Here is a 23,992-nt window from a genome sequence, read left to right as displayed (position 1 = left end):
TGTGTAATTTTATCGAATGCGGAGTTCCAACATGCCAAAAATGAAAACCAAGAGCGGTGCTGCGAAGCGTTTCCTGAAAACCGCTTCCGGCTTCAAGCACAAGCACGCTTTCAAGAGCCACATCCTGACCAAAATGTCGACCAAGCGTAAGCGTCAACTGCGTGGTAGCAGCCTGCTGCACCCGTCTGACGTTGCAAAAGTCGAGCGCATGCTGCGCGTACGTTAATTCTGGTCAAAGATAGAGGAAGTTACTCATGGCTCGTGTAAAGCGTGGCGTCATCGCTCGTAAGCGTCACAAGAAAATTCTGAAACTGGCTAAAGGCTATTACGGCGCACGCTCGCGCGTATTCCGTGTTGCCAAGCAGGCGGTCATCAAGGCAGGCCAATACGCCTACCGCGACCGTCGCCAGAAGAAGCGTCAGTTCCGCGCTCTGTGGATCGCTCGTATCAACGCCGGTGCGCGCACCAACGGCCTGTCCTACAGCCGTCTGATTGCTGGCCTGAAAAAAGCGTCGATCGAAATCGACCGCAAGGTTCTGGCTGACCTGGCAGTGAACGAAAAAGCGGCGTTTGCTGCGATTGTCGAGAAAGCTAAAGCCGTCCTGGCTTAAGTACCCGCGACAATCATCCGGCGGTGCTCTGCGCCGCTGGGTGTAAAACGTCATCGATAGGGGAAGAGCCTTCAAAGCTCTTCCCCTATTTTCGTATCTGGAGTCTGTACATGGAAAACCTGGACGCGCTGGTCTCCCAAGCCCTCGAGGCCGTGGAACGCGCTGAAGACATCACTACCCTGGAACAGATCCGGGTCCAATTCCTCGGCAAGAAAGGCGAGCTGACCCAGGTGATGAAGACCCTGGGCAACCTGCCAGCCGACGAGCGCCCCAAGGTCGGTGCGCTGATCAACGACGCCAAGGAGCGCGTCACCGACGTGCTCAACGCACGCAAGGCCGCCTTTGAAGAGGCCGAGCTGAACGCTCGCCTGGCCGCCGAATGCATCGACGTGACCCTGCCCGGTCGCGGCCAGGCCACCGGTGGCCTGCACCCGATCACCCGTACCCTCGAGCGCATCGAGCAGTTCTTCACCCACATCGGCTACGGCATCGCCGAAGGTCCTGAGGTGGAAGACGACTACCACAACTTCGAAGCGCTCAACATCCCCGGCCACCACCCGGCCCGGGCGATGCACGACACCTTCTATTTCAATGCCAACATGCTGCTGCGCACCCACACCTCGCCGGTGCAGGTACGGACCATGGAGTCCAGCCAGCCGCCCATTCGCATTGTCTGCCCGGGCCGCGTCTACCGCTGCGACTCGGATATCACCCACTCGCCGATGTTCCACCAGATCGAAGGCCTGCTGGTCGACCGCGACATCAACTTCGCCGACCTCAAGGGCACCATCGAAGAGTTCCTGCGGGTGTTCTTCGAGAAAGAACTGGCGGTGCGTTTCCGTCCTTCGTTCTTCCCCTTCACCGAGCCATCGGCGGAAGTCGACATGGAGTGCGTGATGTGCTCCGGCAAAGGCTGCCGCGTGTGCAAGCAAACCGGCTGGCTGGAAGTGATGGGCTGCGGCATGGTGCACCCGAACGTGCTGCGCATGTCTGGCATCGACCCGGAAGAATTCCAGGGCTTCGCCTTCGGCATGGGCGTCGAGCGCCTGGCCATGCTGCGCTATGGCGTCAACGATTTGCGTCTGTTCTTCGACAACGACCTGCGGTTCCTCGCGCAATTCCGCTAGGCCACGATCGACGCACTTTCTAGGAGAACAGCATGAAATTCAGTGAACAGTGGCTGCGCGGTTGGGTAAACCCGCAAGTCTCCCGTGACGACCTGGTCGCCCGCCTGTCCATGGCCGGCCTGGAAGTCGACAGCGTCACCCCGGCTGCCGGCCAGTTCAGCGGCATCGTGGTGGGCGAGATCCTCGCCACCGAGCAACACCCGGACGCCGACAAGCTGCGCGTCTGCCAGGTCAGCAACGGCCAGGAAACCTTCCAGGTGGTCTGCGGCGCGCCGAATGCACGCCCAGGCATCAAGATCCCGTTCGCCATGATCGGTGCCGAACTGCCAGGCGACTTCAAGATCAAGAAGGCCAAGCTGCGCGGCGTCGAGTCCTTCGGCATGCTGTGCTCGGCGGCCGAACTGCAGATCAGCGAAGAGAACGACGGCCTGCTGGAACTGGCTGCCGACGCCCCCGTGGGTGAAGACATTCGCCAGTACCTGAATCTGGACGACGCCAGCATCGAGATCGGCCTGACCCCGAACCGTGGCGACTGCCTGTCCATCGCAGGCCTTGCCCGTGACGTCGGCGCCCTGTACGACGCCCCGGTCACCCGCCCAGTGGTGCCTGCCGTACCCGCCGCCCATGACGAAGTGCGTCCGGTCGAAGTGTCGGCTCCGGCCGCCTGCCCACGTTACCTGGGCCGCGTAATCCGCAACGTCGACCTGAGCAAGCCGACCCCGCTGTGGATGGTCGAGCGCCTGCGCCGCAGCGATGTGCGCAGCATCGACGCCGCCGTCGACATCACCAACTACGTGATGCTCGAGCTGGGCCAGCCGATGCACGCCTTCGACCTCGCTGAAATCAACGGCGGCATCCGCGTGCGCATGGCCGAGGAGGGCGAGAAGCTCGTCCTGCTGGACGGTCAGGAAGTGGCGTTGCGTAGCGACACCCTGGTCATCGCCGACCACGCCCGCGCCCTGGCTATCGCCGGCGTGATGGGTGGCGAGCACAGCGGCGTGAATACCGAGAAGACCCGCGACCTGTTCCTGGAAAGCGCCTTCTTCGAGCCGGTTTCCGTCGCCGGTAAAGCCCGTTCCTACGGCCTGCACACCGATGCCTCGCACCGATACGAGCGCGGCGTGGACGCCCAGTTAGCTCGCGAAGCCATGGAGCGCGCCACCGCCCTGGTGCTGGAGATCGTCGGCGGCGAAGCCGGCCCGGTCATCGAAGCCGTCAGCGAAGCCCATCTGCCCAAGGTTGCTCCGGTGACCCTGCGCGCCGAACGCATCACCCAGATGCTCGGCATGGAGATGGACACCGCCCAGGTCGAGCAACTGCTCAACGCCCTCGACCTGAAAACCACGGCCAGTGGGGCAGGGCAGTGGACCGTTGAGGTGCCAAGCCACCGCTTCGACATCAGCCTGGAAGTCGACCTGATCGAAGAGCTGGCCCGCCTGTACGGCTACAACCGCCTGCCAGTGCGCTACCCACAAGTCCGCCTGGCGCCGAAGGCCCGCCCGGAAGCCCGTGGCGAGCTGCCGACCCTGCGTCGCCTGCTGGTCGCCCGCGGCTACCAGGAAGCCATCACCTACAGCTTCATCGACCCGAAACTGTTCGAGCTGTTCAGCCCCGGCGTACAGCCGCTGTTGCTGGCCAACCCGATCTCCAGCGACATGGCCGCGATGCGCGTGTCCTTGTGGCCGGGCCTGGTCAAGGCGCTGCAACACAACCTCAACCGCCAGCAAGACCGCGTACGCCTGTTCGAAAGCGGCCTGCGTTTCGTCGGCCAGCTGGGCGACCTCAAGCAGCAGCCGATGATCGCCGGCGTGATCACCGGCAGCCGCCTGCCTGAGGCCTGGGCCAACGGCCGCGACGCCGTCGACTTCTTCGACGTCAAGGCAGACGTGGAAGCCCTGCTGGGCTACTCCGGCGCCCTGGCCGAGTTTACCTTCACCGCAGGCCAACACCCCGCCCTGCACCCCGGCCAAACCGCCCGCATCGAGCGCGACGGCCAGGAAGTCGGCTACCTCGGCGCCCTGCACCCAGAGCTGGCCAAGGCCCTGGGCCTGGAGCGTCCGGTGTTCGTCTTCGAGCTGGTACTGGGTGAAGTGGTACAAGGCCGCCTGCCGAAATTCAGCGAGCTTTCCAAGTTCCCGGAAACCAGGCGTGACTTGGCGTTGATCGCAGGTCGTGATGTAGCTTCTAGCTCCGTGCTTGAAGTAATTCGTGACAATGCAGGCGAATGGCTCACAGACCTCAGGCTGTTTGACGTCTACCAGGGTAAAGGTATTGATCCTGATAGAAAAAGCCTGGCCGTCGGCTTGACCTGGCAGCATCCATCGCGCACTCTTAACGACGATGAGGTGAACACTACCCTGCAAAATATCCTCACCTCGCTTGAACAAAGGTTGAACACCACGTTAAGGAAATAACGGTATGGGTGCTCTGACGAAAGCTGAGATGGCCGAAAGGCTGTACGAGGAGCTGGGGCTCAACAAGCGCGAGGCCAAGGAGCTGGTCGAGTTGTTTTTCGAAGAAATTCGACACGCGCTTGAAGATAACGAGCAGGTCAAGTTGTCCGGTTTCGGCAACTTCGACCTTCGCGACAAACGCCAGCGGCCGGGCCGCAACCCCAAGACAGGGGAAGAAATCCCGATCACCGCACGGCGCGTCGTCACCTTTCGTCCAGGGCAGAAACTGAAAGCCCGGGTTGAGGCCTATGCTGGAACCAAGCCATAACGACGAGCTGCCCCCCATCCCGGGCAAGCGCTACTTCACCATCGGTGAAGTTAGCGAACTCTGCGCGGTGAAACCGCACGTGTTGCGGTACTGGGAACAGGAGTTCCCGCAGCTCAACCCAGTCAAGCGACGTGGGAATCGGCGGTATTACCAGCGCCAAGACGTGCTGATGATCCGCCAGATCCGCGCATTGTTGTACGACCAAGGCTTCACCATCGGCGGGGCGCGTTTGCGGCTCTCCAGTGATGAGGCCAAGGATGACACCACCCAGTACAAGCAGCTGATTCGGCAGATGATTGCGGAGTTAGAGGATGTGTTGGTGGTGTTGAAGAAGTGACCAAGGCCTGAGGAAAATGGAATTTTTTTAAAAAAAGCTTCCATTATTCAAAAGGTTAGGGTAGATTCTTCACCGTTCTCAGCGGTAACGAGAATGATGTCGGGGCGTAGCGCAGCCCGGTAGCGCACTTGCATGGGGTGCAAGGGGTCGAGTGTTCGAATCACTCCGTCCCGACCAAAAAAACCCTAAAAAATCCAGCCATCGCAAGATGGCTGGATTTTTTTTTGCCATTCAATGCATGATGAGTTTTCGTCTCGAAGCCTGCTTGGCTAGGTGAAAGGCACTTTCCTTTAGCTGCGACCCTTATACCGTTTAGACGTGATTTTAGATCTCACCCCCACTATTACGTGTTGAAGCGGGGCGTCTCAACACGTAGGACCTCAACCTACTCCACCTAAGTCTTGAGTGATGTTAGAATGCCGTCATCGTGTGGAGAGGTGTGAGAGAATAGATAAAGTTTCCAAGAGCACCACATTATTGCTCTTCGGTCTGCAAAGAGTTCTGCAAAGGATCTGATATGTCGTTTTCTCTGGATGAAAAGATAGTAAGCCAAATAGCTTCGCTACACCGGCCAGCTCAACGACAACAAAGCCACGCTTGCGCAAATAGCTATTTGTTGGATGCCCGCCTGAGAAATCGCTCACAGGAGTGCCGGTTGCGAGAGAGACAATTTTCTTTGCAGGGTACAGGGCATCACCCACCTGTATCGCATATCGATGGGCGCGGTTACCTTCCCACCCCAGCCATTCGCGTCTCCCTCGAAAATCACGGTCAAACGCCTGCAAAGCTTGATCTATTCGCTCCTTCGAAACGGCTTTGATTGACACAGGATGCATCCTATTTCGGCAATGGCTGTAGGAAATTTCCCTATGTTCGCCAATGCCTCGTAGCGTTTCAAGCGCTCATAACCAGATGCTACCGCCCGGAGCGAGAAAGCCAGGGCTATGCCTTGGCTGGTCTGGACTGACTCAGATTTTCCTTCTTCTATGTAGTACGTTTCCGAAACATACTCCTACCGCCTTTCAGCCATTGCAGCCGTCCTATCTGCCATCTAGTCTCGCCCAGTCGCTACCGACTCAGCGACACGGCTTTGACAGGCCGTTGCCGATGAAAGGATTACACGTACGCGCTTATGGCGGCGGTACGTGGGGCACTTCGTGTGCGCCGGGTTCCTTCATCCTCGGTCTGTCAACCCACGTACGGCTGCCACCCTTCTGTTTGACAGCAGAGTTTTGGCGGCTCCATCTGATGAAGGAGTATCACCATGCTAAAGATCGTCCCCGACCCACCATTACTCGCCTCAATCTCCCTCCACATCCTCGAAGACCTCCTGGTCCAGCTCTCCGAGCACCTGCTCTGCGCTCACTCCATCGCCCACCAAGCCATCCAACTCGATCCGCGTCCCCCAGGCCATCACCTGACCATGGCCACTCTCCACGAGCTGGACAGCGCTCGCTCCCTACTAGAACAAGCCCTGGCCCACGCCCAACCCCGCGACTGAGCCCACCTCAAACCAGGCGCTGCCCGGGGCAGTAGCCACAGGAGAAGCATCATGGACAAGGAAACTCCACTCATCCCCGCCATCACCACCACCGGCGTAGGTGCCTTCGGCGGTACCGACCGCCCCGGCACGGCCCACCCGCTGTTCCGCGTCGTGGAAGGCCATTCGCTACACTACGCCCTCGAACAAGCCACCTTGCTGATGTGCGCCGTGCACAGTCTTTGCGACCTGGCCCTGGACGAGGTGGACGATTCGCCGACGCTGCTAACTGCCGTGCGCTACCTTAGTGGCATGGCCAAGGCTCTGACTCAGGATGTGAACCATGGGCTGATGATTCAAGCCCCTCGCGAGTAAAACCCAGCGGCGAGCTCGAGTGAGGTGGGTGGTGGTCAATGCCAGTCAGTAACGGCACGAGCACGTTGATGGGGCTGCTTTGCAGCCCTTCGCGGCGGTTCGGCGCCCCGACAAGCCCGCTCAGGTAGCGCGCCGCGCTTGAAAGCGGTGGAGAGTTTGTGGGCTGGCGGGCGCTGGGCCGCTACAACATGGCTCAATTGTTAGTGGTGCAAAAAGGCCGTTTCAGATGCGACTTCTGAAACGGCCTCGGAAGCTATGCGCTTCAATCAACTCGCATGCGACAGCCAAAAGCGCAACCCAGGCTCCGCCCGCTCAGCCTCTATCCGCCACCCATGCGCCAAGGCAATCTCCTTGCAGATCGCCAACCCCAACCCCGCCCCAAGGTCTCGACGATGGGGCGCCCGCCAGAACCGCTCGAACAACAGCGGCAGTTGCTCGACCTCCACCCCAGGCCCCTGGTCACGCACGCTCAACGAAGCAGCCTGTATTTCCACACTGACGACCGAGCGTGGCGGCGCATGCTGGATGGCGTTCTCCAGCAAGTTCTTCAGCAACGTGAACAGCGCCCCCCGGTCTGCATTCCATGCCACATCCTCTGTGGCGCAAACCACGAGATGCACATTGGCCGCCTCACTGGCACGCCGCAGATACGCCACCACTTCCTCAGCCACATCCTGCGGCCGCACACGGCTGAAGAGGTAGTTGTTCACCTCACTGGCTTCTGCCAGCAACAACAACTGCTGCACCTGCCGACTCATATATTCGACATCACTCAACAGCGCATCCCGCTGCCCACCAGGGCTATCCCTGAGCTCGATCTGCGCCCGAATCAACGCCAGCGGCGTCTTCAGCTCATGCGCCGCGTTGCCCAGAAACTCCTGCTGCACCCGATAACCATGCTCCAGCCGATCCAACGCCTGGTTGAAGCTACGAACCAACGGAGCAATCTCCGAAGGCACCGCCTCGGTGCTCAGCCGCGAACGCAAGGACCGGGGCGAAATAGCCATGGCCGACGCCGAAACCTCCTGCAACGGCTGAAGGGTAAAGCGCAAGATGATGTAGGCAAACACCGCAAAGGTCAGCAACGACACCAGGCTGAACAAGAGAATGCCGTCACTCACCAGCGGCAGGGCAACGCGGTGCAGAAGCGCCATGAACCGCGTGCTGACCATCACTTGCAGGTACCAGGTCCTGTCGCCATGAACGATAGGCTCGGTCGCGCCGTAGAACCGTCCGCCCTGGTGTTCGAACTCGAAGCGGGCGCGCTCCAGGCGCTGAAGTTCGCCGTCCACAGGCCATATCCGCGCATCGGTATCCGAGCGCAACACCACAGCGCCGGTATCGTCGAGCACGCGGTAGGCGCCTTCGTTTTCCAGGTCGAACGCCCAGCCGACGAATTCCATGTCGTCCAGCTGAAAGCCAACCGGCCGGCCTGTGTCGTCGAAGCGCATTTCCCTGGCCATGGCATCCGGCAGGTCGTTGAAGTCCCAGCGTTGCAGCAGGCCGTCCTGCAACACCCAGGTGGCGGCCAGCACCAGCAGGGTCACGCTGAGCAGCATGCCGGCCAGGTACGCCAGGAGGATCTTCAGCCTCAGGCTATTGGTCTGAATCTTTTTCACGAAGCGCATAGCCAAGCCCCCGGATATTGACGATGCGTTGGCAGGAACCAATGGCCAGCAGCTTGCGGCGGATGCGATGCAGGGCCACGTCCAGGGCATTCGGCGTGACGGCTTCGCTCAGGCCCCAGGCGGCGGCCTCCAGGGTGGCGCGGCGTACCACTTCCTCTGGCTTGCGCAGCAACAACAGCATGATGTGCATTTCTGCGGGGGCGAGGGTGATGCTTTCGTCGGCGCAGCACAGCGCACCGGCGTCCGGGCGTAGGGTGAGGTCGCCGTGGGCCAGGTGCAGGGTGCGAAACTCCACGGGGCGGCGCAGCAGGGCTTTGACCCTTGCGACCATTTCGTCCATGGCGAACGGCTTGGGCAGGTAGTCGTCGGCGCCGGCGTCCAGGCCCTGCACGCGGTCGTGCAGGGCATCGCGGGCGGTCAGCACCAGGCAGGGCAGGCCGATACCGGCACTGCGCAGGCGGGCCAGCAGGGTCAGGCCATCGCCGTCGGGTAGGCCGCGGTCGAGGATGATGGCCTGGTAGGGCACCTGCTGGATGGCCGCCCAGGCGGTGTCGATGCGGCTGACCACATCGACGGCGATGCCCGCTGCCGACAGGCCCTTGCAGGTCAGTTGGGCCAGGCGGTCGTGGTCTTCGATCAGGAGTATTCGGCTCATGCTCGCTCAGAAACGGTAGATATAACCGAAGGTCACGTTGTTCTGGCTCGACCGGTCCACCAGCGGGCTGTCCTTGATACCGCTGGACAGGCTGGACGCCTCCACATCCATGAACATCGAATGGTGTTTGTCGAGCATGTACACGCTGCGCACGCCGATTTCGGCATTCACGCCGGACTTGCCGTCATACGCCGCGCGGTCGAAACGGGCTTCATCCTGGCGTACGCCGAAATAGTAATCGACGTATTTTTTATCGTACCAGTTGGCCCCCAGGCGCGGCGTGATCATCACGTCGTTGCCGATGTGCCAGGTGCGCTCCAGGCCCAGGCTGACGCGCTGGCCCTTGCTGTTGCCGGACACATCGCCCAGCCATTCGGCGCTGAGGTCCGCCCAATCGTTCTTCCACGTCACCCGTCCGCCGCCCCAGAAGCCGCTCTTGCGCTCGCGCATGCCTTCGAGAATGCGGGCGTCGTCATCTTCGTAGCCGCTGCCATCGAACTCGCCGACCAGGCTGAAATCGAGCTGCTGTGAGTCGCTGAGTTCAAGGCTGGGCAGCTTGAAGGCGATGCCGGGGCCGACGATTTCGATGTAGTCGTTCTCGTACTGGATCAGCGGCAGCACGTCGGTTTCCCGGTCGCGTCCCTTGTACGGGGTCTTCTCGCTTTTCACGCCCACCCCAAGCGCCCAGGAAGAGCCGCCGTCGCGGCCTTGCTCGGCGGCGGCGTGGGGGCTGTACCACTGTGCGACGGCCAGCAGGCTGAGCCCTGCCAGGCTGAGGGCGCTGGTCGACAAGCGTGGCGTGTTTGCATCGAGGCGGGGCATGGGCCGGTTCCTTGCTGAGTGATGGAGCCGCCATGCTCGGTGTCCTCGACTTACCCAACACTTACCCGCACCAAGGGTTTTTCCGCACGGCCGGTAAGTATCCAGAAAGCCACGAGGCGACACAGTCCCCCCACTGCAAACGAACAGGAGGGGCACATGTTGCCAATCGCGCCATCACCCCATGCATTACCCGTGGCCAGGCGCCCAGCCTTGAGGGTGACGGGGCGTCGTCAGCGGCTTGCATTGGCGTTGGTGCTCTTGGCCTGCGCCGGTGTGGGCATCGTCGCTCTGCTGGCTGAGCCGCAGGCGCCTGCGCCAGGGCCTGCGTTGGCCGAAGCGGGTCAGCCTGCGCTCAGCGTGGCGGTGACGCATTTACAGACCACGACCCTGCCAACGCGGGTGTTCGCCAATGGCGATATCGGCGCGTGGCAAGAGGCGAGCATCGGCACCGAGGCGAATGGCCTGCGCCTGGTAGAGGTGGCGGTGAATGTCGGCGACCGGGTCAAGCGCGGCCAGGTGCTGGCGCGCTTTGCGTCGCAGACGATAGAAGCGGAGCTGGCCCACAGCCGCGCAACGGCCGAAGAAGCCCAGGAAGTGCTGGTCGAGGCGAGCGCCAATGGCCAGCGCGCCCGCACCCTACAGGAAAGTGGTGCGCTGTCGGCGCAGCAGATCCAGCAGTACCTCAGCGCTGAACGCACGGCGCAAGCGCGCCTCGATGCGGCCAGGGCGATGGTGCGTACCCAGCAACTGCGCCTGGCGCAAACCCAGGTACTGGCCCCGGACGATGGGGTGATTTCCGCACGCACCGCCACCTTGGGCGCCGTGCTGCCAGCAGGCCAGGAGCTGTTCCGGCTGATCCGCGGCGGCCGCATCGAATGGCGCGCGCAGGTGTCGGCGGCGGACCTGGTGCGTCTGCAACCGGGGCAGCCCGCCAGGGTAACCGGCGCAGGGGGCGAGATAGTCGAAGGGCGGCTGCGCATCCTCTCGCCGATGGTCGACCCCCAGACGCGCAATGGCCTGGTCTATGTCGACCTGCCGCCCAGCGCAGGGCTGCGCGCCGGCATGTTCGCCCGTGGCGAGTTCGACCTGGGCAGCCGGCAGGCGCAGACCTTGCCACAGCGCGCCGTGCAGATGCGTGATGGCTTCGACTATGTGCTGCGCATCGGGGCGGATTCACGGGTGACCCAGTCCAAGGTCAGCACCGGGCAGCGCGCAGGCGAGCGGGTGGAAATCCTCGACGGGCTGAGCGCCGAGGACCGTGTGGTGGCTTCTGGCGCGGCGTTCCTGGGCGAGGGCGATCGGGTGCAGGTCGTTGCCGATGGCGGGAGTGCGCAATGAACTTTAATGCCTCGGCCTGGGCCATTCGCAACCCGGTGCCAGTGATTCTGCTGTTCGTGTTGTTGAGCGTGCTTGGGCTGATGGCCTTCTCGGCCCTGAAAGTGCAGAACTTCCCGGATATCGACATCCCCACGGTGACCGTGTCCGCCTCACTACCAGGGGCCTCGCCGGCGCAGCTGGAAAACGAAGTGGTGCGGCACATCGAGGACTCCCTGGCCACCTTGCAGGGCATCAAGCATATCCAGAGCCGCCTGACCGATGGTGAGGTCGACATCACTGTCGAGTTTCGCCTCGACAAGCCTACCCAGGAGGCGGTGGACGATGTGCGCGACGCGGTGTCCCGGGTACGGGGTGACCTGCCTGGCGACCTGCGTGACCCGGTGATCAAGAAGGTCGAACTGGCTGGCCTGCCGATCCTGACCTACAGCATTGCCTCGCTGGGCATGGACGACGAGGCGTTGTCCTGGTTCGTCGACAACCAGGTCAGCAAGGCGCTGCTGGCGGTGCCGGGGGTGGGCAGTGTCGCGCGGGTCGGCGGGGTCAGTCGTGAGGTGCGGGTCAGCCTCGACCCTGCGCGGCTGCTGGCGCTGAACACCACGGCGGCCGATATTTCCCGGCAGTTGCGCCAGGTTCAGCAAGAGGCTTCAGGTGGGCGGGTCAGCCTTGGGCGTTCGGAGCAGTCGGTGCGTACCCTTGCGACCGTGCACACGGCGCAGGAAATCGCCGCGCTGGAATTGGTGCTCAGCGATGGCCGGCGAATTCGCCTGGACCAGGTCGCCACAGTCAGCGACACGGTGGCTGAGCCCCGTTCGGCGGCGTTTCTCGATGGCGCTGCGGTGGTGGGCTTCGAAATCGTCCGGGCCAGGGGGTATGGTGAGCTAGAAGTCGCAGAGGGCGTGCGCAAGGCACTGGATTCGATACGCAACCGCCATCCGGGCGTCAGCATCAGCGAGGTGTTCAACCTCGTCGACCCGGTGGCCGAAAGCTATTCGAGCTCCATGCGCCTGCTGTACGAAGGCGGCGTGCTGGCTGTGCTGGTGGTGTTGCTGTTCCTGCGTGATGGGCGGGCCACGTTGGTGGCTGCGGTGGCCTTGCCGCTGTCGGTGATACCCACCTTCGCGCTGATGCACCTGATGGGCTTCACGCTCAATATCGTGACTTTGCTGTCGCTATCGCTGGTGGTCGGGGTGTTGGTCGACGACGCCATCGTCGAGATCGAGAACATCGAGCGCCACCTGCGCCTGGGCAAGACGCCGTTCCAGGCATCCTTGGACGCCACGGCCGAGATTGGCCTGGCAGTGGTGGCGACAACTTTCACGCTGATCGCCGTGTTCCTGCCGACAGCCTTCATGAGCGGCACGGCAGGCAAGTTCTTCGTGCAGTTCGGCTGGACGGCGGCGGTGGCGGTGTTCTTCTCGCTGGTGGTGGCCCGCCTGCTCACGCCGATGATGTCGGCCTACTTGCTGCGTGCGCCGCAGCGTGCTGCACCCCGTGAGCCGGTCTGGCTACCGCTTTACCTGCGTTGCGCCAGTGCCTGCCTGCGTCATCGCGGCATCACCGCTGTGTTGTCCCTGCTGTTGTTCATCGGCGGGCTTGGGTTGGCGCAGCTGTTGCCCGGTACGTTCATTCCCGCCGATGACGATGCACAAACCCAGGTCACCCTGACCCTGCCGCCGGGCAGCGAGCTGCGCGACAGCATCGCCCTGGCCGAGCAGGCACGCCAGGTGCTGCGGCAGAACCCGCAGGTGCTGCGGGTCTACACCGCCATCGGCAGCGGCAGTGCAGGTGGCGACCCGCATGACCCGGCCGCTGCCAGCGATATGCGCAAGGCGGTGCTCACCCTGAGCCTGGTTCATCGTGACGAACGCGGCGGGGTACGCAAGCAGGCGATCGAGCAGCAGTTGCGCGATGCCTTGAGGGTGCTGCCTGGTGTTCGCGTGAAGGTCGGCATGGGCGATTCGGACGACAGCTACGAGCTGGTGTTGTCCGGTGAGGACAGCCAGCTGCTGGCGCGTCACGCCCGCCAGGTCGAGCGCGAGTTGCGCAGTATCACCGGTATCGGCGCGGTGACCTCCAGCGCCAGCCTGGTACGGCCGGAATTGCAGGTCAGCCCCGACTTCGCCCGGGCCGCCGACCTGGGCGTGACCTCGGCGACCATCGCCGAGACCTTGCGAATCGCCACCTTGGGCGACTACGAACATGAGCTAGCCAAGCTGAACCTGAGCGATCGCCAGGTGCCGGTGATGGTCAGGCTCGACGAAGCAGGGCGCCACGACCTGCAAACCCTGAAGCGCCTGCCGGTGCCCGGCGCCCAGGGCCCGGTGGTGCTGGAGAACGTCGCCACCCTGAAGATCGCCAGCGGCCCGACGGAAATTTCCCGGCTGAACCGCCAGCGCAACGTCAATTTCGATGTGCAACTCAATGGCCTGCCCATGAGCGAGGTGGAGCAGGCGGTGATGGCCTTGCCGAGCATCCGCCAACTGCCTGCGGGCATCGGCCTTGGCGTGCTGGGCGACGCCGAGGCGATGCAGGAAATGCTCAGCGGCTTCGCCATGGCCATGCTCACCGGTGTGCTGTGCATCTACATGGTGCTGGTGTTGCTGCTCAGGGGCTTCATGCAGCCGGTGACCATCCTCGCCGCACTGGTGTTGTCGGTGCCTGGGGCGATCCTCGCGCTGTTCCTCACCGGGTCGTCGTTGTCGATGCCGGCGATGATCGGGCTGATCATGCTGATGGGCATCGCCACCAAGAACTCGATCCTGCTGGTCGACTACATCGTCATCGCCCGCCAGGTGCACGGCCTCGCGCGCACTGCCGCGATCCTCGATGCCTGCCGCAAGCGGGCCCAGCCCATCGTGATGACCACCCTGGCCATGGGCGCCGGGATGTTCCCGGTGGCCCTGGGCTGGGTCGGTGACCCGAGTTTTCGCGCGCCGATGGCCATTGTGGTGATCGGCGGGCTCATCACCTCGACCTTTCTCAGCCTGCTGGTCATTCCGGTCATCTACAGCCTGGTGGACGACGGCGTGCAGTGGGCTTTCCGGCGCTTTGCCAGCGCGTCGTCACAACCCTCGGAGCACTCTGCATGACAGTCGGTTTCAGTACCTTGGCCCTGGTGGCCATCGCGTTGTATTCGGCGGGCGCCATGGCCTATGTCTACCGCTGGCGTGGCCGCACGCGCTACGCCAGCCTCTCGCAATACCTGCGCAAGAGCTGGCCGGTGTTCGCGCCGTTGAACTGCCTGATGTACCTGGGTACGCGGCAGTCGGGGCGCCGCGCGGTGCTGGAGGCCGACTACCTGGAAGGCATCCAGGTGATCCGCGACAACTGGCGGGTCATCCGCGACGAAGCGCTGGCGCTGTATGTCAGCGGCGCGTTCGAGGCGATCAAGGCGCCGGGCTCGGTGGGGTATTACGACGTGGGTTTTCGCACCTTCTACAAACGTGGCTGGAGCAAGTTCTACCTGAAGTGGTATGGCACCACGCACCTGTCCGCACGGCGTTTGTGCCCTAAGACCCTGGGGCTGCTCGAGCAGGTGCCCGGTGTGCGCGGGGCGATGTTCTCGGTGCTGCCGCCAGGCGCAGCACTGAGCCTGCACGCCGACCCCATGGCCTGCTGCTTGCGCTACCACCTGGGGCTTTTGACGCCCAATTCTGCGCTGTGCAGCATCACGGTCGACGGGGTGTCGTGCGCCTGGTTCGATGGCCAGGATTTCGTGTTCGACGAAACCTACCCGCACCATGCACGCAACGATACCGGCGGGCCCCGGCTGATTCTGATGTGCGATGTCGACCGCCCGATGAATGGGCTGGGGAGGGTGGTCCAGCCGATCTACCGGCTGATCGCCAAGGCGACCTTGGTGCCCAATACCCCGGAGGATACGCGGGGGTTGTTCAGTGCCTTGTTCTGCAAGCTCGCGCCGCTGCGGCAGAAATCGTTGAGTGTGCGAGAAGGGCGGCCACGTACCTACAGGCTGGTGAAGTGGGCGATCAATGTGGTGTTGCTTGGCACCTTGATGGCTGTGGTGTTCGCGCCGTTCTACGTGGTGGAGGTCGCGCTTTTTTGAGCCCGTGTCGCCGCCAGCCACGCTTTCACAACGTTTCACAAGCGACGCCAGCCCAGCAACGCCGGGCCCTTGAACGGCGGTACGGCGCAACCCCGGTTGCGCCTGTCATCGGTCGGTCATCTGCATCCCTTCCCCTGTAGGCCACTTCACTTCATCAGCGCTACACACAGGGAGAGTCGCGTATGTCCACGTCGGTTTCCAACGCCCCCGAGGTCAAGTCTGCCCCCAAGAAAGACGCCCAGGCCGAATGGGGCAGCGCCGTCGACCGCGCCAAGGCCAGGGATGCGGGCATCGAGTGGCAGCGCCCTAGCGACGATAACCGCTCGGCCCAGCAGATCATCGACGACAACCCGCTGCTGAAGAACCTGGGCAACCAGAGCGGCGTGAAGGACAAGCTCAAGGAGCGGGTCGGCGATTTCGAGCGCGATGCCGACGCCGCCTACCGCGCTGTCCAGGTGCTGAACCATGTCGAGCGCTTCGACGAGTCCGGCGCGCGGCTGGTCGGCGACGATATCAACAACGACAAGATCAACGGCTTCAGCAAGGACGGTGATGCCTACTATGGCACCGAGGCCGGGCGTCTGCAGGACTTTGGCAAGTACGGCTGGGGCAACCTCAAGGGCGAGCTCCAGCATGTGAGCGCGGTGAGCGACGACGCCGCCGCCCGTGAGCAGGCCGAAGCAGCGGGTATTCAGTGGCAGCTTCCGGAGGGCGACAAGCGTTCTGCCCAGGACATCATCGACGCCAACCCGCTGCTCAAGAACCTCGGCAACCAGAGCTTCGTCAAAGACATGCTCAAGGAGCGCGTTGGCGACTTCGAGCATGACGCCGATGCCGCCCACCGCGCCATCCAGGTGCTCGACCGGGTGGTGGGCTTCGATGGCGATGGCAAGGCGCGTAGCGGGGAGGGCGTGGCCAACTCGAGCATCGACGGCTTCACCAAAAGCGGTGAGGCCAAGCACGACACCGAGGCCGGGCGTTTGCAGGATTTCGGCAAGTATGGCTTCGAGTCATTGCCCAAGGCCCAGGCCCCAGACCAGCTCGAAGGCTACAAAAGCTACCTCGAGGCCAACCCCGACGCCGACGCGGGCTCCAAGCAGACCGCGCAGTACGCGGCGATCGTGCAGGCCAGGTTCGACTCCATTGCCGGCAAGACCGGCGCTGGCAGCACACTGACCCAGCAGAACATCAAGGACTACCTGCGCGACAACCCGCAGTTGAGCAAGCAGGAACAGGAAGCGCTGAACTTCTTCAGCCAGCCAGGCGCCTTCAAGCTGCTCGACACCGCCGCCAAACCGCTGGCCGGCAGCGCCGATGGCAAGGTCAGCCGCGAGGACGTGAGCAGCTGGCTCAGCGCCTCGACGCCCAAGGATGCGCAGGGCCTGACCGACCTGCTGACCACCGTCGCGGCGGGCAATGTCACCAGCAAGGTGGACACCAGCAAGCTGGATGACGACGTGTTCAAGAACCCGGGCAACTACAGCGCTGAGCAAAAGGCCGCGGTGCTGCTCGACTTGCAGGAGGCGCAGAAGCTGGTGGTCGGTGGCGCCAATGCGGGCATGTGGGGCGACGACTACGGCAAGGTGGCCATCGCCAACCGCTCCGGCGCGGTGTGGGAGCCGGAGAAGCTGATGCAGGACATCAGCGAGCACATTTCCATCCTGCAGAACGATAAGCCTACCGCCGAGTACCTGAAAGAAGCGGGCGACGAGGCGATCAAGACCTTGTTCGAGCAAAGCCCAGGCCTGAAGGACGCGGTTACCAAGACCTATGAAGACCAGGTGGCGTCCGGCAAGGCGCTGGACAAGGCCTGGGAGGCCGCCACCGTCGATGGCAAGACCGACCAGACCGCCGCGCTCACCCAGTTCTACGCCACCGCATCGAGCCTGCAATCGATGCTGGGCATCGACGACCCGAAAGCGATCCAGACGGTGGTGAGCAAGTCTGCCCATGGCGACGATTTCAAGAGCTTCTACAAGGACCAACTGGCCAGCGGCGACCGTCTTCGCGAGCTGATGAAGGAGCACACCCCCGAGCAGGCGGTGTCGGCCTTCAGCATGGAGGCGGCGCTGTACAACGCGGCTTTGGACCCAGAGTTCACCGCGCAGTACGACAAGCAGTTCAACGACAACTTCTCCAGCATCGTCCAGGAAAACCTGTTCAAGGACGCCAGCTTCGACGACCTGAAAACCGCCTTCGGCAAGGACGGCACCGACGAGCTGGACGAAGACAAGGTGCGCAAGCTGGTCGACCAGATGCGCAGCGAAAGCCCCGAGCTGCTGATGAACCAGGACGGCAGCGTGGCCACCACCGACCAGGTCATTGCGGGGTTCCGTGGCAATTGGGACATGCTGCGCCAGGGCACCAAGGCGCTGGACAAGTTCGACAAGCTGGAGAAATTCGACCCCAATGGCTCGGCCAAGGGCGCCTACGGCAGTGGGGTGTTGCACGGGGTGAGCGGGCTGTTCCTGTCGGGGGTGACCATCGCGCGCGGGGTGCAGAACGGCAACAAGCTCACCGACCGCAATATCGTCGATATCGCCACCGGCTCGGTGCAGACCGCCACGGTCTTGATCGAAGGCGGTACCAAGGGCTACCAGACGCACCTGGAAAAGGCCATCAGCAATGGCGAGCAGTCGCTCAAGGACATCAAGGACGGCAAGCTGCCGGGCGATCTGCTCGACCAGATCAAGGGCAACGTCAAGGACAGCAAGAACGCCGCTGTGATTGCAAAGAACTTCGAAGAAGCGGCCAAGGGGATTGGCGGGCTGGCGGGGGTTGCGGCAGGGGCCTACGGGATCTTCGACGGGGTCGGGGCCATTCGCCGGGGCGATACCTTGACCGGGGGCTTCAGCATCACGGCCGGTTCCCTGGCCGTGCTGGCCGGCGGCGCCTCGGCCTTGGAGGGTGGCTTGGGGCTCTTGGGCGCGAACCTGCCGCGCTTTCTCCCGGCGCTGGCTGGCGCCGCTGGGGTGCTGGGCTTTCTCGGCGCGGGGGTGGCGGCGCTGGGGGCGTTCATTCCGGCGTTGGTCAAGGAAGGCCAGCAGCAGGAGAAGGCCAGCAAGTTCGGCGAGGTGCTGGGCGACTCGATCGAGCGGTATGGCATCGATGGGGTCAAGGACGGGACCATCAGCGACATTCCGGTCGAGGATTGGCCGGGTGGTGAGGAGTGGACGTCGTGATGGACCGGTAGCATGCGGTGTATGGCCAGGGCTTCGCCCTGGTTCGCGGGCGCAGCCCGTGCCATACGGCGAAACCTCAATGCCGCGCCTGCGGCTGCTCCACCCCGGGCCAGGTCATCAGCACCTGGTCCACCACAGTATTGAGGGTCTTGCGGCTGGCCCCCGCCTTGGCCTGCACGCCCATGCCCTGAATCACCACCATCACGTACGCCGCCAAGGCCACGCAGTCGGTGTCGCCTGGCAGGTCGCCCTCGCGGCGCGCCTGCTCCAGGCGGTGGCACAAGCCCAGTTGCATCACCGCGCGGCGTTCCACCAGCACCAGGCGAATGCGCTCGTTGTTGTCCGAGCAGGCCAGCGCGCCATTCAACCCCAGGCAACCAGGGTGCTCGCGGTGCAGCGTTTGCACCCGCGCGCATTCCCTGAGCATGCGGGTAACTACCGCCAAAGAGTTCGGCTCGTCGAGCGCCTCCGTCATATAGCCGACATACTTGGTGCCATATAGGTCAAGGGCCTTGCGGAACAGGGCTTCCTTGTTGCCGAATGCCGTATACAAACCTGGCCGCGCCACGCCCGTGGCCTTTGTCAAGTCTTCGAAGGATGTACCTTCGTAGCCTTTTTGCCAGAACACCTTTAGTGCAGCCTCCAAGGCTTCACGTTCATCGAATTGTCTGTGCCGTCCCACTCGTCAAACTGCCCCGCAAAAACGCCTGAAGGCGCCCAGTATAAAAGCATTGACGTCCAATAAACGTGAAAGTACCGTGCGATACCGTAACGCCCGTTACTCTATTTTTCGCCAGGATGGCGGTGTGGCAACACGGACCCCTCCCGCGGCCTGGTGATCCCAGGCGCGATGTTGGCCAAGTAGGCAGGTTTCACGGCATTTACCCGCAGTCGAACCGGGCTCTAATAACAAGGAACACACCCCATGCGCCTCACCCTCCGTACCAAGATTCTCCTGCTCAGCGTGATACCGGTGTTGCTGCTGGTGGCGCTGCTCAGCGGCCTGACCGTGGTGATCCTGCACAAGCTGGCCGACCAGCAGGCCCAGGAAACCCGCGAGCGCATGTACCAGGACCGCCGTGCGGTGCTGGAAAACTACGTGCAGATCGCCAACGCCGCCATCGCCGGCATCTACCAGGCCTCGGCCCCCGGCGACATGCGCGCCCGCGACGAGGCAGTGGCGCTGCTCAAGCGCATGAACTTCGGCAAGGGCGACTACTTCTTTGGCTACGACTCCAAGAGCGTGCGGGTGTTCTGGTCGGACAAGGACGTGCGCATCGGCGAGAGCTTCCGCGATTTTCGCGATGCCAACGGAGTGCAGGTGATCAACGAGCTGGTGCGGGTGGCGCGCGACGGCAGCCACTTCCTCGACTACGCCTTCCCGGTGCCGGGGCAGGACGCGCCGGTGCCCAAGCTCGGCTATGCGCAGTTCCTGGAAAAATGGGACCTGATGATTGGCACGGCGGTGAACCTCGACGACATCGCCGCCCAGGCGCAGGTGTCCGAAGAGCAGATGGCGGCGCGCATCGACACCCTGGTGCTCGGCATGGTGGGCCTGGCGTTGGTGCTGCTGCTGGTGGCCGGTGGCCTGGCCACCTGGATGGCCGCTGGCGTGGTGCGGCCGTTGCAGCATATCAAGGCCAACCTGGACGACATCGCCGCCGGCGAAGGCGACCTGACCCGCCGCCTGCCGGTCAATGGCAACGACGAGCTGGCGCAACTGGCCGGCTCGTTCAACCGCTTCGTCGAGAAGATCCACGGCCTGGTGCGCCAGATCGCCGAGATGACCGGCCAGCTCACTGAACTGGTGGGCCAGGTGTCGGCCCAGGCGCAGCGTTCCGAGCAGGCCATGTTGCAGCAGCGCCAGGAAACCGACCAGGTAGCCACGGCCATCAACCAGATGTCCGCCGCCGCCCAGGAAGTGGCCAAGAGCGCGCAGAACGCCGCCCAGGCCGCGCAGCAAACCGACAGTGAAGGGCAAACCGCCAAGGGTGTGGTGGATGGCAGCATCCAGCGCATTCACGCGCTGGTGGAAGACATCCGCAGCAGCGGCGTGTCGCTCGACAGCCTGCAACAGGACGTGCAGTCGATCGTCAGCGTGCTGGATGTGATCCGCTCGATTGCCGAGCAGACCAACCTGCTGGCGCTCAACGCCGCCATCGAGGCGGCCCGTGCCGGTGAGGCCGGGCGCGGCTTTGCGGTGGTGGCCGACGAGGTGCGGGCGCTGGCCAGCCGTACCCAGCAGAGCACCCAGGAAATCCAGGGCATGATCAACCGCCTGCAACAAGGCACCCAGGCGTCGGTGACCTCGATGCGCCGCTCCAGCGATGCCGGCGAGCTGACCAGCGAACAGGCCAACAAGGCCGGTGCGTCGCTGGATGCGATTGCCGAGTTGATCGCCACCATCAACGCGATGAACGCGCAGATCGCCAGCGCTGCCGAGGAGCAGACTGCGGTCGCCGAGGAGATCAACCGCAGCGTGCACCAGATCGCCACGGCGGTAGACAGCGTGGCCAGCGAGACCGAGCAGGGCGCGCGTACGGCGCGCAACCTGGCGGGGTTGGGGGATCGGTTGGGGGCGTTGGTGCGCCAGTTCCGGATTTGACTGTCCAAGGGGGCGCTTTGTGTGCCCCTTACTTCTCTTCGGGCAGCGCCCACCAGGCTTGGGCCTTGCCGCCATCTTTCAGGCGTTCCCCCAGTACCCCATCCAGCGCATTGCGAAACGCCTCCAGCTCAGGGCGAGGGTTGGTTTCGGGTTGCGCGTCGAGCTCATCGAGCGTGCGCAGCCACACTTTGAGCTTGGGGTAGCTGCGCCACAGGCTGCGCTTGGCTACCACACCGCTCAGCAATTCATTGCACAAGTGCCGACCCTGTGGCGTGAGGCCATGGTAGGTGACGAGCTCCTGGCGGTTGGTTTCCAGGCGAAGGAAGCGTATGTGCTCGTCGTACTTGTGGTAGCGCGGGTGGAAGAACAGCATCGTTTCGGGGGATGGGTAGCGCTTGTGTGGCTTGGGGTATTTGCCCCAGTCCGCAGCTTTCTTGACCGAGTTGCAGTCGACACAGACGATCGCCAGGTTGCGTGCGCGCAATGAGAAGCGTGGGTAGATGGCGCGCGGCAGCACATGTTCTATCGGTGCGGCGCTGGCATGGTTGAGCAGCCAGCGTTTGCAGTAGCAGCAACGGGGTTCCTGACGACGCTTGAGGCTTTTGCGTAGGCGCGCCTTGACGTCCTTGCTCACAGCGTCGTCTTGGCTGAGCTCACTCCACACATCTTCGGTGGTTTCCCTGGCCGTTTTGCGTAGCCTGAGCATCAGGTCCAGGCGGATGCGGCGTGTGATAGGTACTTTCATAGCGAGGCTTCTTCCCGCGCCAGGGTGAAGGTCTCGACGATGGCACGTTGCGCCTGTTCGATCAGGCCGGCGTCCTGGTGGTAGCGGGCGTCTTCGGTGATCCCTGAGTCGTCCATGATCGCTGTCATGTTCCGCAACTCTTCAAGCAGTGCATCCTGCTTTTCGGCCAAGCCGTCGAGCTCATCCCGGTTGGTCGTTCTGATGGCCTGCGCCACCAAAGCGGCGCAACGTTCGGCGACTTCGCGGTTGTGCGGTGTGTAGGTTTCGAAGCCTTCGAGCAGGATCGTTTCCACGGAATGGCGCTGGTCGGCTGAAATTGGCGCTAGGGCGCCATCCTTGGCGAGGAAGCAGTGGCTGAGGTTGTCCTGGGCGTTGGCGACCAGGGTGGGGGAGTGGGTGGCGATCAGGAACTGGCTGCCAGTGTGTTCGGCGATGCGGCTGAACAGGCTGGGAAGCAGTTGTTGCCAGTGGACGTGCAGGCTGATTTCCGGCTCGTCGATCAGTAGGACATTCCCAGGACCTGCGCTGGCGACGAGCTTGCCCAGAAGCAGGAGCACTTGCTGTTCGCCGGAGCTGAGTTGATTGAATGTCACCATTTGACCGCCATGCTGCCAGGACAGCGCAAGTGACTTGCCCTCAAGCGTGGCAGCAGCGTTCAATGCCGACTCTAGAGGCTGCGCCAGGAGCTCGGCCTCCTTTGAGGGAAGCAGATCACCTAGCTCTGAGTGCGCAACCAGGTACAGGCGGTGCTTCAAGCCTAGTGGATCCAGTAGGCTTTCGAACAACGACCCGTTTCCTTTCACGGTATAAGCCTCGGCGAGCAAACCGAGCAACTTCTGTTCGTTGGTCTTCGATGAGCCCTTGGCGGCTCGGTTACCCAGGTAGCGGTAATGCAGGCTTTTCTGTTGCGTGGGAAAACGGTCGGCAGGCGTACTGGCTATGGCGATGCACGTGCGCGACTGCTGCGGCAAGAGCGCTGCCATCGAGGCCAATAACAAGCTCTTGCCTGCACCGTTGTTGCCAATGATGTAGGCGCAGAACGGGGCTTGGCCTTGTCGCTCGAGCAGTTCCAGGAGTGAGGTTTTATCCAGCAGTGCGAGGTCGTCCACGGCAACGGCCGGGCGGGGTATCTGCCGGCCGGCCGTTAATCCTCGCAGGGTACTCTGTACGGACATGACCCTGCATAGCCCGTCGACATCCCGATAGCCCTCTGAGAAGTGCTGGCTGAACAGCCCCCGCAGTGCGCCCAGGCGATCCTGGGGAAACTGCCCAATACGGAACTTCTGGCGCGAGCCCCAGAGTTCGCTGACCGCCGATGCGAACCAGGCGAGTTGTTCATTGGAAACCGAACGGCTGGCCCTCGCGATATGGCGTGTATCGATGACCAGTGTCTGCCAGTCATGCAGCTTGGCGTACTTGTTCAGCAACCAGCCGCAGAAGCGCACCGGCTTTCCGCTCGTGTCGTAGCTGATGAAGTTGAAAATGACCTCGAGCAGGTCGTCGTTAAGCAGGCGGGATATCACGTTGCGCGGTAGATGCTTGGCGGTATCGGCGTTGGGCTTGAACACCACCAGTGTGCGTTCGCTCAGGGTTGACTCCATCAAGCGCTTGTCCAGTGTTTCGAACGAGCGCGCGCCAACGTTCTTGATGTCCAGGAGCGTGAGGCTGTCGTGTTCGTACTCCTGGCGCTTGTCATCGAGTTTGTGCAGTTCGATCTGACGTACCGCTAGCCGCAGGCGTAGCAGGTCATTCGTGCGAATAGTCTCCGGAGCGCTGTAGAACTGGCGGCCTCTGTCCAACTGATCGTTGACGACAAAAGGCTCCCCGGTTTCGCCATACAGGTCGATCAAACCATCCCGGCGTACCAGGCCATTGGCCAACGCTGCGGTGATCTGGGCATGGCGCCGATTGATGCCGGTCGCTGAAAGAATGCGGTAGAAGAGCGTGTCGAACACCGCGAGTAGCTCTTCATGGTTGAGTTCGCCAAGGTGCTCTTCCAGAAGGTAAAGCAGGTTGTCGGGGTCTAGGCTGTCCCGGGGTCTGAGCTTTTGGCTGCGACCGCAGTAGTTCATGAGTACGCTCGCGCGCGCATCCCCGCTTGTTGAGTCGCGCCATGGACTGTTCTCGACCACTTCGAGCCAGACATCGCTTTTCCAGTCAATCAGGTAGGTGGCAAGCCAGTACAACAGCAACTGCTGGAATTCCGAGTCGGTCATGTCGGCATCCAGTCGGCGAGCCGATGCATCGCTGAGCATTCGGTTCAGCAGGAAAACGCTTTCGTCCATGAGATAAAAAGTACC

General features: G+C 62.8%; 19 protein-coding genes, 1 tRNA gene and 2 pseudogenes. 15 read left to right on the top strand and 7 right to left on the bottom strand.

The features are described 5' to 3' along the window. Positions 1-31: 31 nt before the first annotated feature. The 7 genes from rpmI (at position 32) to ACQKPE_RS01305 (ending at position 4,973) form a co-directional block, all read left to right on the top strand. On the top strand, positions 32-226 hold the full coding sequence (gene rpmI, locus ACQKPE_RS01335) for a 50S ribosomal protein L35 (protein WP_009394045.1): 195 nt from the start codon (positions 32-34) through the stop codon (positions 224-226). Between the two features lie 28 nt (positions 227-254). Continuing rightward, positions 255-611, top strand: coding sequence for a 50S ribosomal protein L20 (gene rplT / locus ACQKPE_RS01330; RefSeq protein WP_003250671.1), 357 nt, complete (start codon positions 255-257; stop codon positions 609-611). A gap of 110 nt (positions 612-721) precedes the next feature. Next, positions 722-1,738 (top strand): phenylalanine--tRNA ligase subunit alpha, encoded by a 1,017-nt coding sequence (gene pheS, locus ACQKPE_RS01325; RefSeq protein ID WP_375097789.1) that lies wholly within the window; start codon positions 722-724, stop codon positions 1,736-1,738. Between the two features lie 32 nt (positions 1,739-1,770). Then, on the top strand, positions 1,771-4,152 hold the full coding sequence (pheT, locus tag ACQKPE_RS01320; protein WP_427662970.1) for a phenylalanine--tRNA ligase subunit beta: 2,382 nt from the start codon (positions 1,771-1,773) through the stop codon (positions 4,150-4,152). A 4-nt stretch (positions 4,153-4,156) separates the two neighbouring features. Beyond that, a complete protein-coding gene (gene ihfA / locus ACQKPE_RS01315) occupies positions 4,157-4,459 on the top strand; it encodes an integration host factor subunit alpha (protein ID WP_009394049.1) in 303 nt (100 codons plus the stop codon). Next, positions 4,440-4,796 (top strand): MerR family transcriptional regulator, encoded by a 357-nt coding sequence (locus tag ACQKPE_RS01310; protein WP_043213594.1) that lies wholly within the window; start codon positions 4,440-4,442, stop codon positions 4,794-4,796. The genes ihfA and ACQKPE_RS01310 overlap by 20 nt, the downstream gene beginning before the upstream one ends. A gap of 100 nt (positions 4,797-4,896) precedes the next feature. Beyond that, positions 4,897-4,973 (top strand) — tRNA-Pro (locus ACQKPE_RS01305). Positions 4,974-5,218: 245 nt separating this feature from the next. On the opposite strand, the gene ACQKPE_RS01300 is transcribed toward ACQKPE_RS01305, so the two are convergent. After that, positions 5,219-5,623, bottom strand: a complete 405-nt coding sequence (locus tag ACQKPE_RS01300; RefSeq protein ID WP_427662969.1) for a hypothetical protein — start codon at positions 5,621-5,623, stop codon at positions 5,219-5,221. Between the two features lie 437 nt (positions 5,624-6,060). On the opposite strand from ACQKPE_RS01300, the gene ACQKPE_RS01295 reads away from it, so the two are divergent. Together ACQKPE_RS01295 and ACQKPE_RS01290 are read left to right on the top strand one after the other, a co-directional pair. Next, complete coding sequence (locus ACQKPE_RS01295) at positions 6,061-6,297, top strand: hypothetical protein (protein WP_427662968.1); 237 nt, start codon at positions 6,061-6,063, stop codon at positions 6,295-6,297. A gap of 51 nt (positions 6,298-6,348) precedes the next feature. Continuing rightward, positions 6,349-6,651 (top strand): DUF3077 domain-containing protein, encoded by a 303-nt coding sequence (locus ACQKPE_RS01290; protein WP_427662967.1) that lies wholly within the window; start codon positions 6,349-6,351, stop codon positions 6,649-6,651. Positions 6,652-6,917: 266 nt separating this feature from the next. Here the strand turns inward: ACQKPE_RS01290 and ACQKPE_RS01285 are convergent, their stop codons facing one another. From ACQKPE_RS01285 to ACQKPE_RS01275, 3 genes are read right to left on the bottom strand one after another with little or no spacing between them, the layout of a single operon-like run. Then, positions 6,918-8,321, bottom strand: coding sequence for a sensor histidine kinase (locus tag ACQKPE_RS01285; RefSeq protein ID WP_427662966.1), 1,404 nt, complete (start codon positions 8,319-8,321; stop codon positions 6,918-6,920). Beyond that, on the bottom strand, positions 8,248-8,934 hold the full coding sequence (locus tag ACQKPE_RS01280; protein WP_427662965.1) for a response regulator transcription factor: 687 nt from the start codon (positions 8,932-8,934) through the stop codon (positions 8,248-8,250). The genes ACQKPE_RS01285 and ACQKPE_RS01280 overlap by 74 nt, the downstream gene beginning before the upstream one ends. A 6-nt stretch (positions 8,935-8,940) precedes the next feature. Then, the gene (locus ACQKPE_RS01275; RefSeq protein WP_427662964.1) at positions 8,941-9,756 is read right to left on the bottom strand and encodes a MipA/OmpV family protein; all 816 of its coding nucleotides are present in this window, start codon (positions 9,754-9,756) and stop codon (positions 8,941-8,943) included. 156 nt (positions 9,757-9,912) lie between these two features. On the opposite strand from ACQKPE_RS01275, the gene ACQKPE_RS01270 reads away from it, so the two are divergent. The 4 genes from ACQKPE_RS01270 (at position 9,913) to ACQKPE_RS01255 (ending at position 18,342) form a co-directional block, all read left to right on the top strand. Continuing rightward, positions 9,913-11,094 carry an efflux RND transporter periplasmic adaptor subunit gene (locus tag ACQKPE_RS01270; RefSeq protein ID WP_427662963.1) on the top strand — a complete coding sequence of 394 codons (1,182 nt, stop codon included), beginning with the start codon at positions 9,913-9,915 and terminating at the stop codon, positions 11,092-11,094. Beyond that, a complete protein-coding gene (locus ACQKPE_RS01265) occupies positions 11,091-14,183 on the top strand; it encodes an efflux RND transporter permease subunit (RefSeq protein WP_427662962.1) in 3,093 nt (1,030 codons plus the stop codon). The genes ACQKPE_RS01270 and ACQKPE_RS01265 overlap by 4 nt, the downstream gene beginning before the upstream one ends. Next, on the top strand, positions 14,180-15,160 hold the full coding sequence (locus ACQKPE_RS01260; RefSeq protein WP_427662961.1) for an aspartyl/asparaginyl beta-hydroxylase domain-containing protein: 981 nt from the start codon (positions 14,180-14,182) through the stop codon (positions 15,158-15,160). Before ACQKPE_RS01265 ends, ACQKPE_RS01260 begins: the two co-directional genes overlap by 4 nt. A gap of 182 nt (positions 15,161-15,342) precedes the next feature. Beyond that, positions 15,343-18,342 (top strand): type III effector HrpK domain-containing protein, encoded by a 3,000-nt coding sequence (locus ACQKPE_RS01255; protein ID WP_427662960.1) that lies wholly within the window; start codon positions 15,343-15,345, stop codon positions 18,340-18,342. A gap of 76 nt (positions 18,343-18,418) precedes the next feature. Here ACQKPE_RS01255 and ACQKPE_RS01250 read toward each other — a convergent pair whose 3' ends face one another. Further along, positions 18,419-19,024: a TetR/AcrR family transcriptional regulator gene (locus ACQKPE_RS01250; RefSeq protein WP_427662959.1), complete on the bottom strand. Its 606-nt coding sequence runs from the start codon at positions 19,022-19,024 to the stop codon at positions 18,419-18,421. 243 nt (positions 19,025-19,267) lie between these two features. Between ACQKPE_RS01250 and ACQKPE_RS01245 the strand changes: the two are divergent. Then, positions 19,268-20,089 (top strand): annotated as a pseudogene (locus ACQKPE_RS01245) (cache domain-containing protein); the annotation flags it as partial. Positions 20,090-20,452: 363 nt separating this feature from the next. Beyond that, positions 20,453-20,947: pseudogene (locus tag ACQKPE_RS01240) on the top strand (methyl-accepting chemotaxis protein); the annotation flags it as partial. Positions 20,948-20,975: 28 nt separating this feature from the next. Here ACQKPE_RS01240 and ACQKPE_RS01235 read toward each other — a convergent pair. Both ACQKPE_RS01235 and ACQKPE_RS01230 read right to left on the bottom strand, forming a co-directional pair. Then, positions 20,976-21,692, bottom strand: a complete 717-nt coding sequence (locus ACQKPE_RS01235) for an HNH endonuclease (protein ID WP_427662958.1) — start codon at positions 21,690-21,692, stop codon at positions 20,976-20,978. Next, positions 21,689-23,977 (bottom strand): AAA family ATPase, encoded by a 2,289-nt coding sequence (locus tag ACQKPE_RS01230; RefSeq protein ID WP_427662957.1) that lies wholly within the window; start codon positions 23,975-23,977, stop codon positions 21,689-21,691. Before ACQKPE_RS01230 ends, ACQKPE_RS01235 begins: the two co-directional genes overlap by 4 nt. Positions 23,978-23,992: the final 15 nt, after the last annotated feature.

It is taken from the genome of Pseudomonas sp. NPDC089554 (assembly GCF_050280645.1).
Classification (GTDB): domain Bacteria; phylum Pseudomonadota; class Gammaproteobacteria; order Pseudomonadales; family Pseudomonadaceae; genus Aquipseudomonas.
This window is presented reverse-complemented; position numbering and strand designations above follow the sequence as displayed.

Coding starts and splice junctions, on each gene's coding strand:
- ACQKPE_RS01265 (WP_427662962.1), top strand. CDS start 11,091: ATGAACTTTAATGCCTCGGCCTGGGCCATTCGCAACCCGGTGCCAGTG.
- rplT (WP_003250671.1), top strand. CDS start 255: ATGGCTCGTGTAAAGCGTGGCGTCATCGCTCGTAAGCGTCACAAGAAA.
- ACQKPE_RS01260 (WP_427662961.1), top strand. CDS start 14,180: ATGACAGTCGGTTTCAGTACCTTGGCCCTGGTGGCCATCGCGTTGTAT.
- ACQKPE_RS01275 (WP_427662964.1), bottom strand. CDS start 9,756: ATGCCCCGCCTCGATGCAAACACGCCACGCTTGTCGACCAGCGCCCTC.
- rpmI (WP_009394045.1), top strand. CDS start 32: ATGCCAAAAATGAAAACCAAGAGCGGTGCTGCGAAGCGTTTCCTGAAA.
- ACQKPE_RS01290 (WP_427662967.1), top strand. CDS start 6,349: ATGGACAAGGAAACTCCACTCATCCCCGCCATCACCACCACCGGCGTA.
- ACQKPE_RS01295 (WP_427662968.1), top strand. CDS start 6,061: ATGCTAAAGATCGTCCCCGACCCACCATTACTCGCCTCAATCTCCCTC.
- ACQKPE_RS01255 (WP_427662960.1), top strand. CDS start 15,343: ATGTCCACGTCGGTTTCCAACGCCCCCGAGGTCAAGTCTGCCCCCAAG.
- pheS (WP_375097789.1), top strand. CDS start 722: ATGGAAAACCTGGACGCGCTGGTCTCCCAAGCCCTCGAGGCCGTGGAA.
- ACQKPE_RS01280 (WP_427662965.1), bottom strand. CDS start 8,934: ATGAGCCGAATACTCCTGATCGAAGACCACGACCGCCTGGCCCAACTG.
- ACQKPE_RS01270 (WP_427662963.1), top strand. CDS start 9,913: ATGTTGCCAATCGCGCCATCACCCCATGCATTACCCGTGGCCAGGCGC.
- ihfA (WP_009394049.1), top strand. CDS start 4,157: ATGGGTGCTCTGACGAAAGCTGAGATGGCCGAAAGGCTGTACGAGGAG.
- ACQKPE_RS01230 (WP_427662957.1), bottom strand. CDS start 23,977: ATGGACGAAAGCGTTTTCCTGCTGAACCGAATGCTCAGCGATGCATCG.
- pheT (WP_427662970.1), top strand. CDS start 1,771: ATGAAATTCAGTGAACAGTGGCTGCGCGGTTGGGTAAACCCGCAAGTC.
- ACQKPE_RS01235 (WP_427662958.1), bottom strand. CDS start 21,692: ATGAAAGTACCTATCACACGCCGCATCCGCCTGGACCTGATGCTCAGG.
- ACQKPE_RS01310 (WP_043213594.1), top strand. CDS start 4,440: ATGCTGGAACCAAGCCATAACGACGAGCTGCCCCCCATCCCGGGCAAG.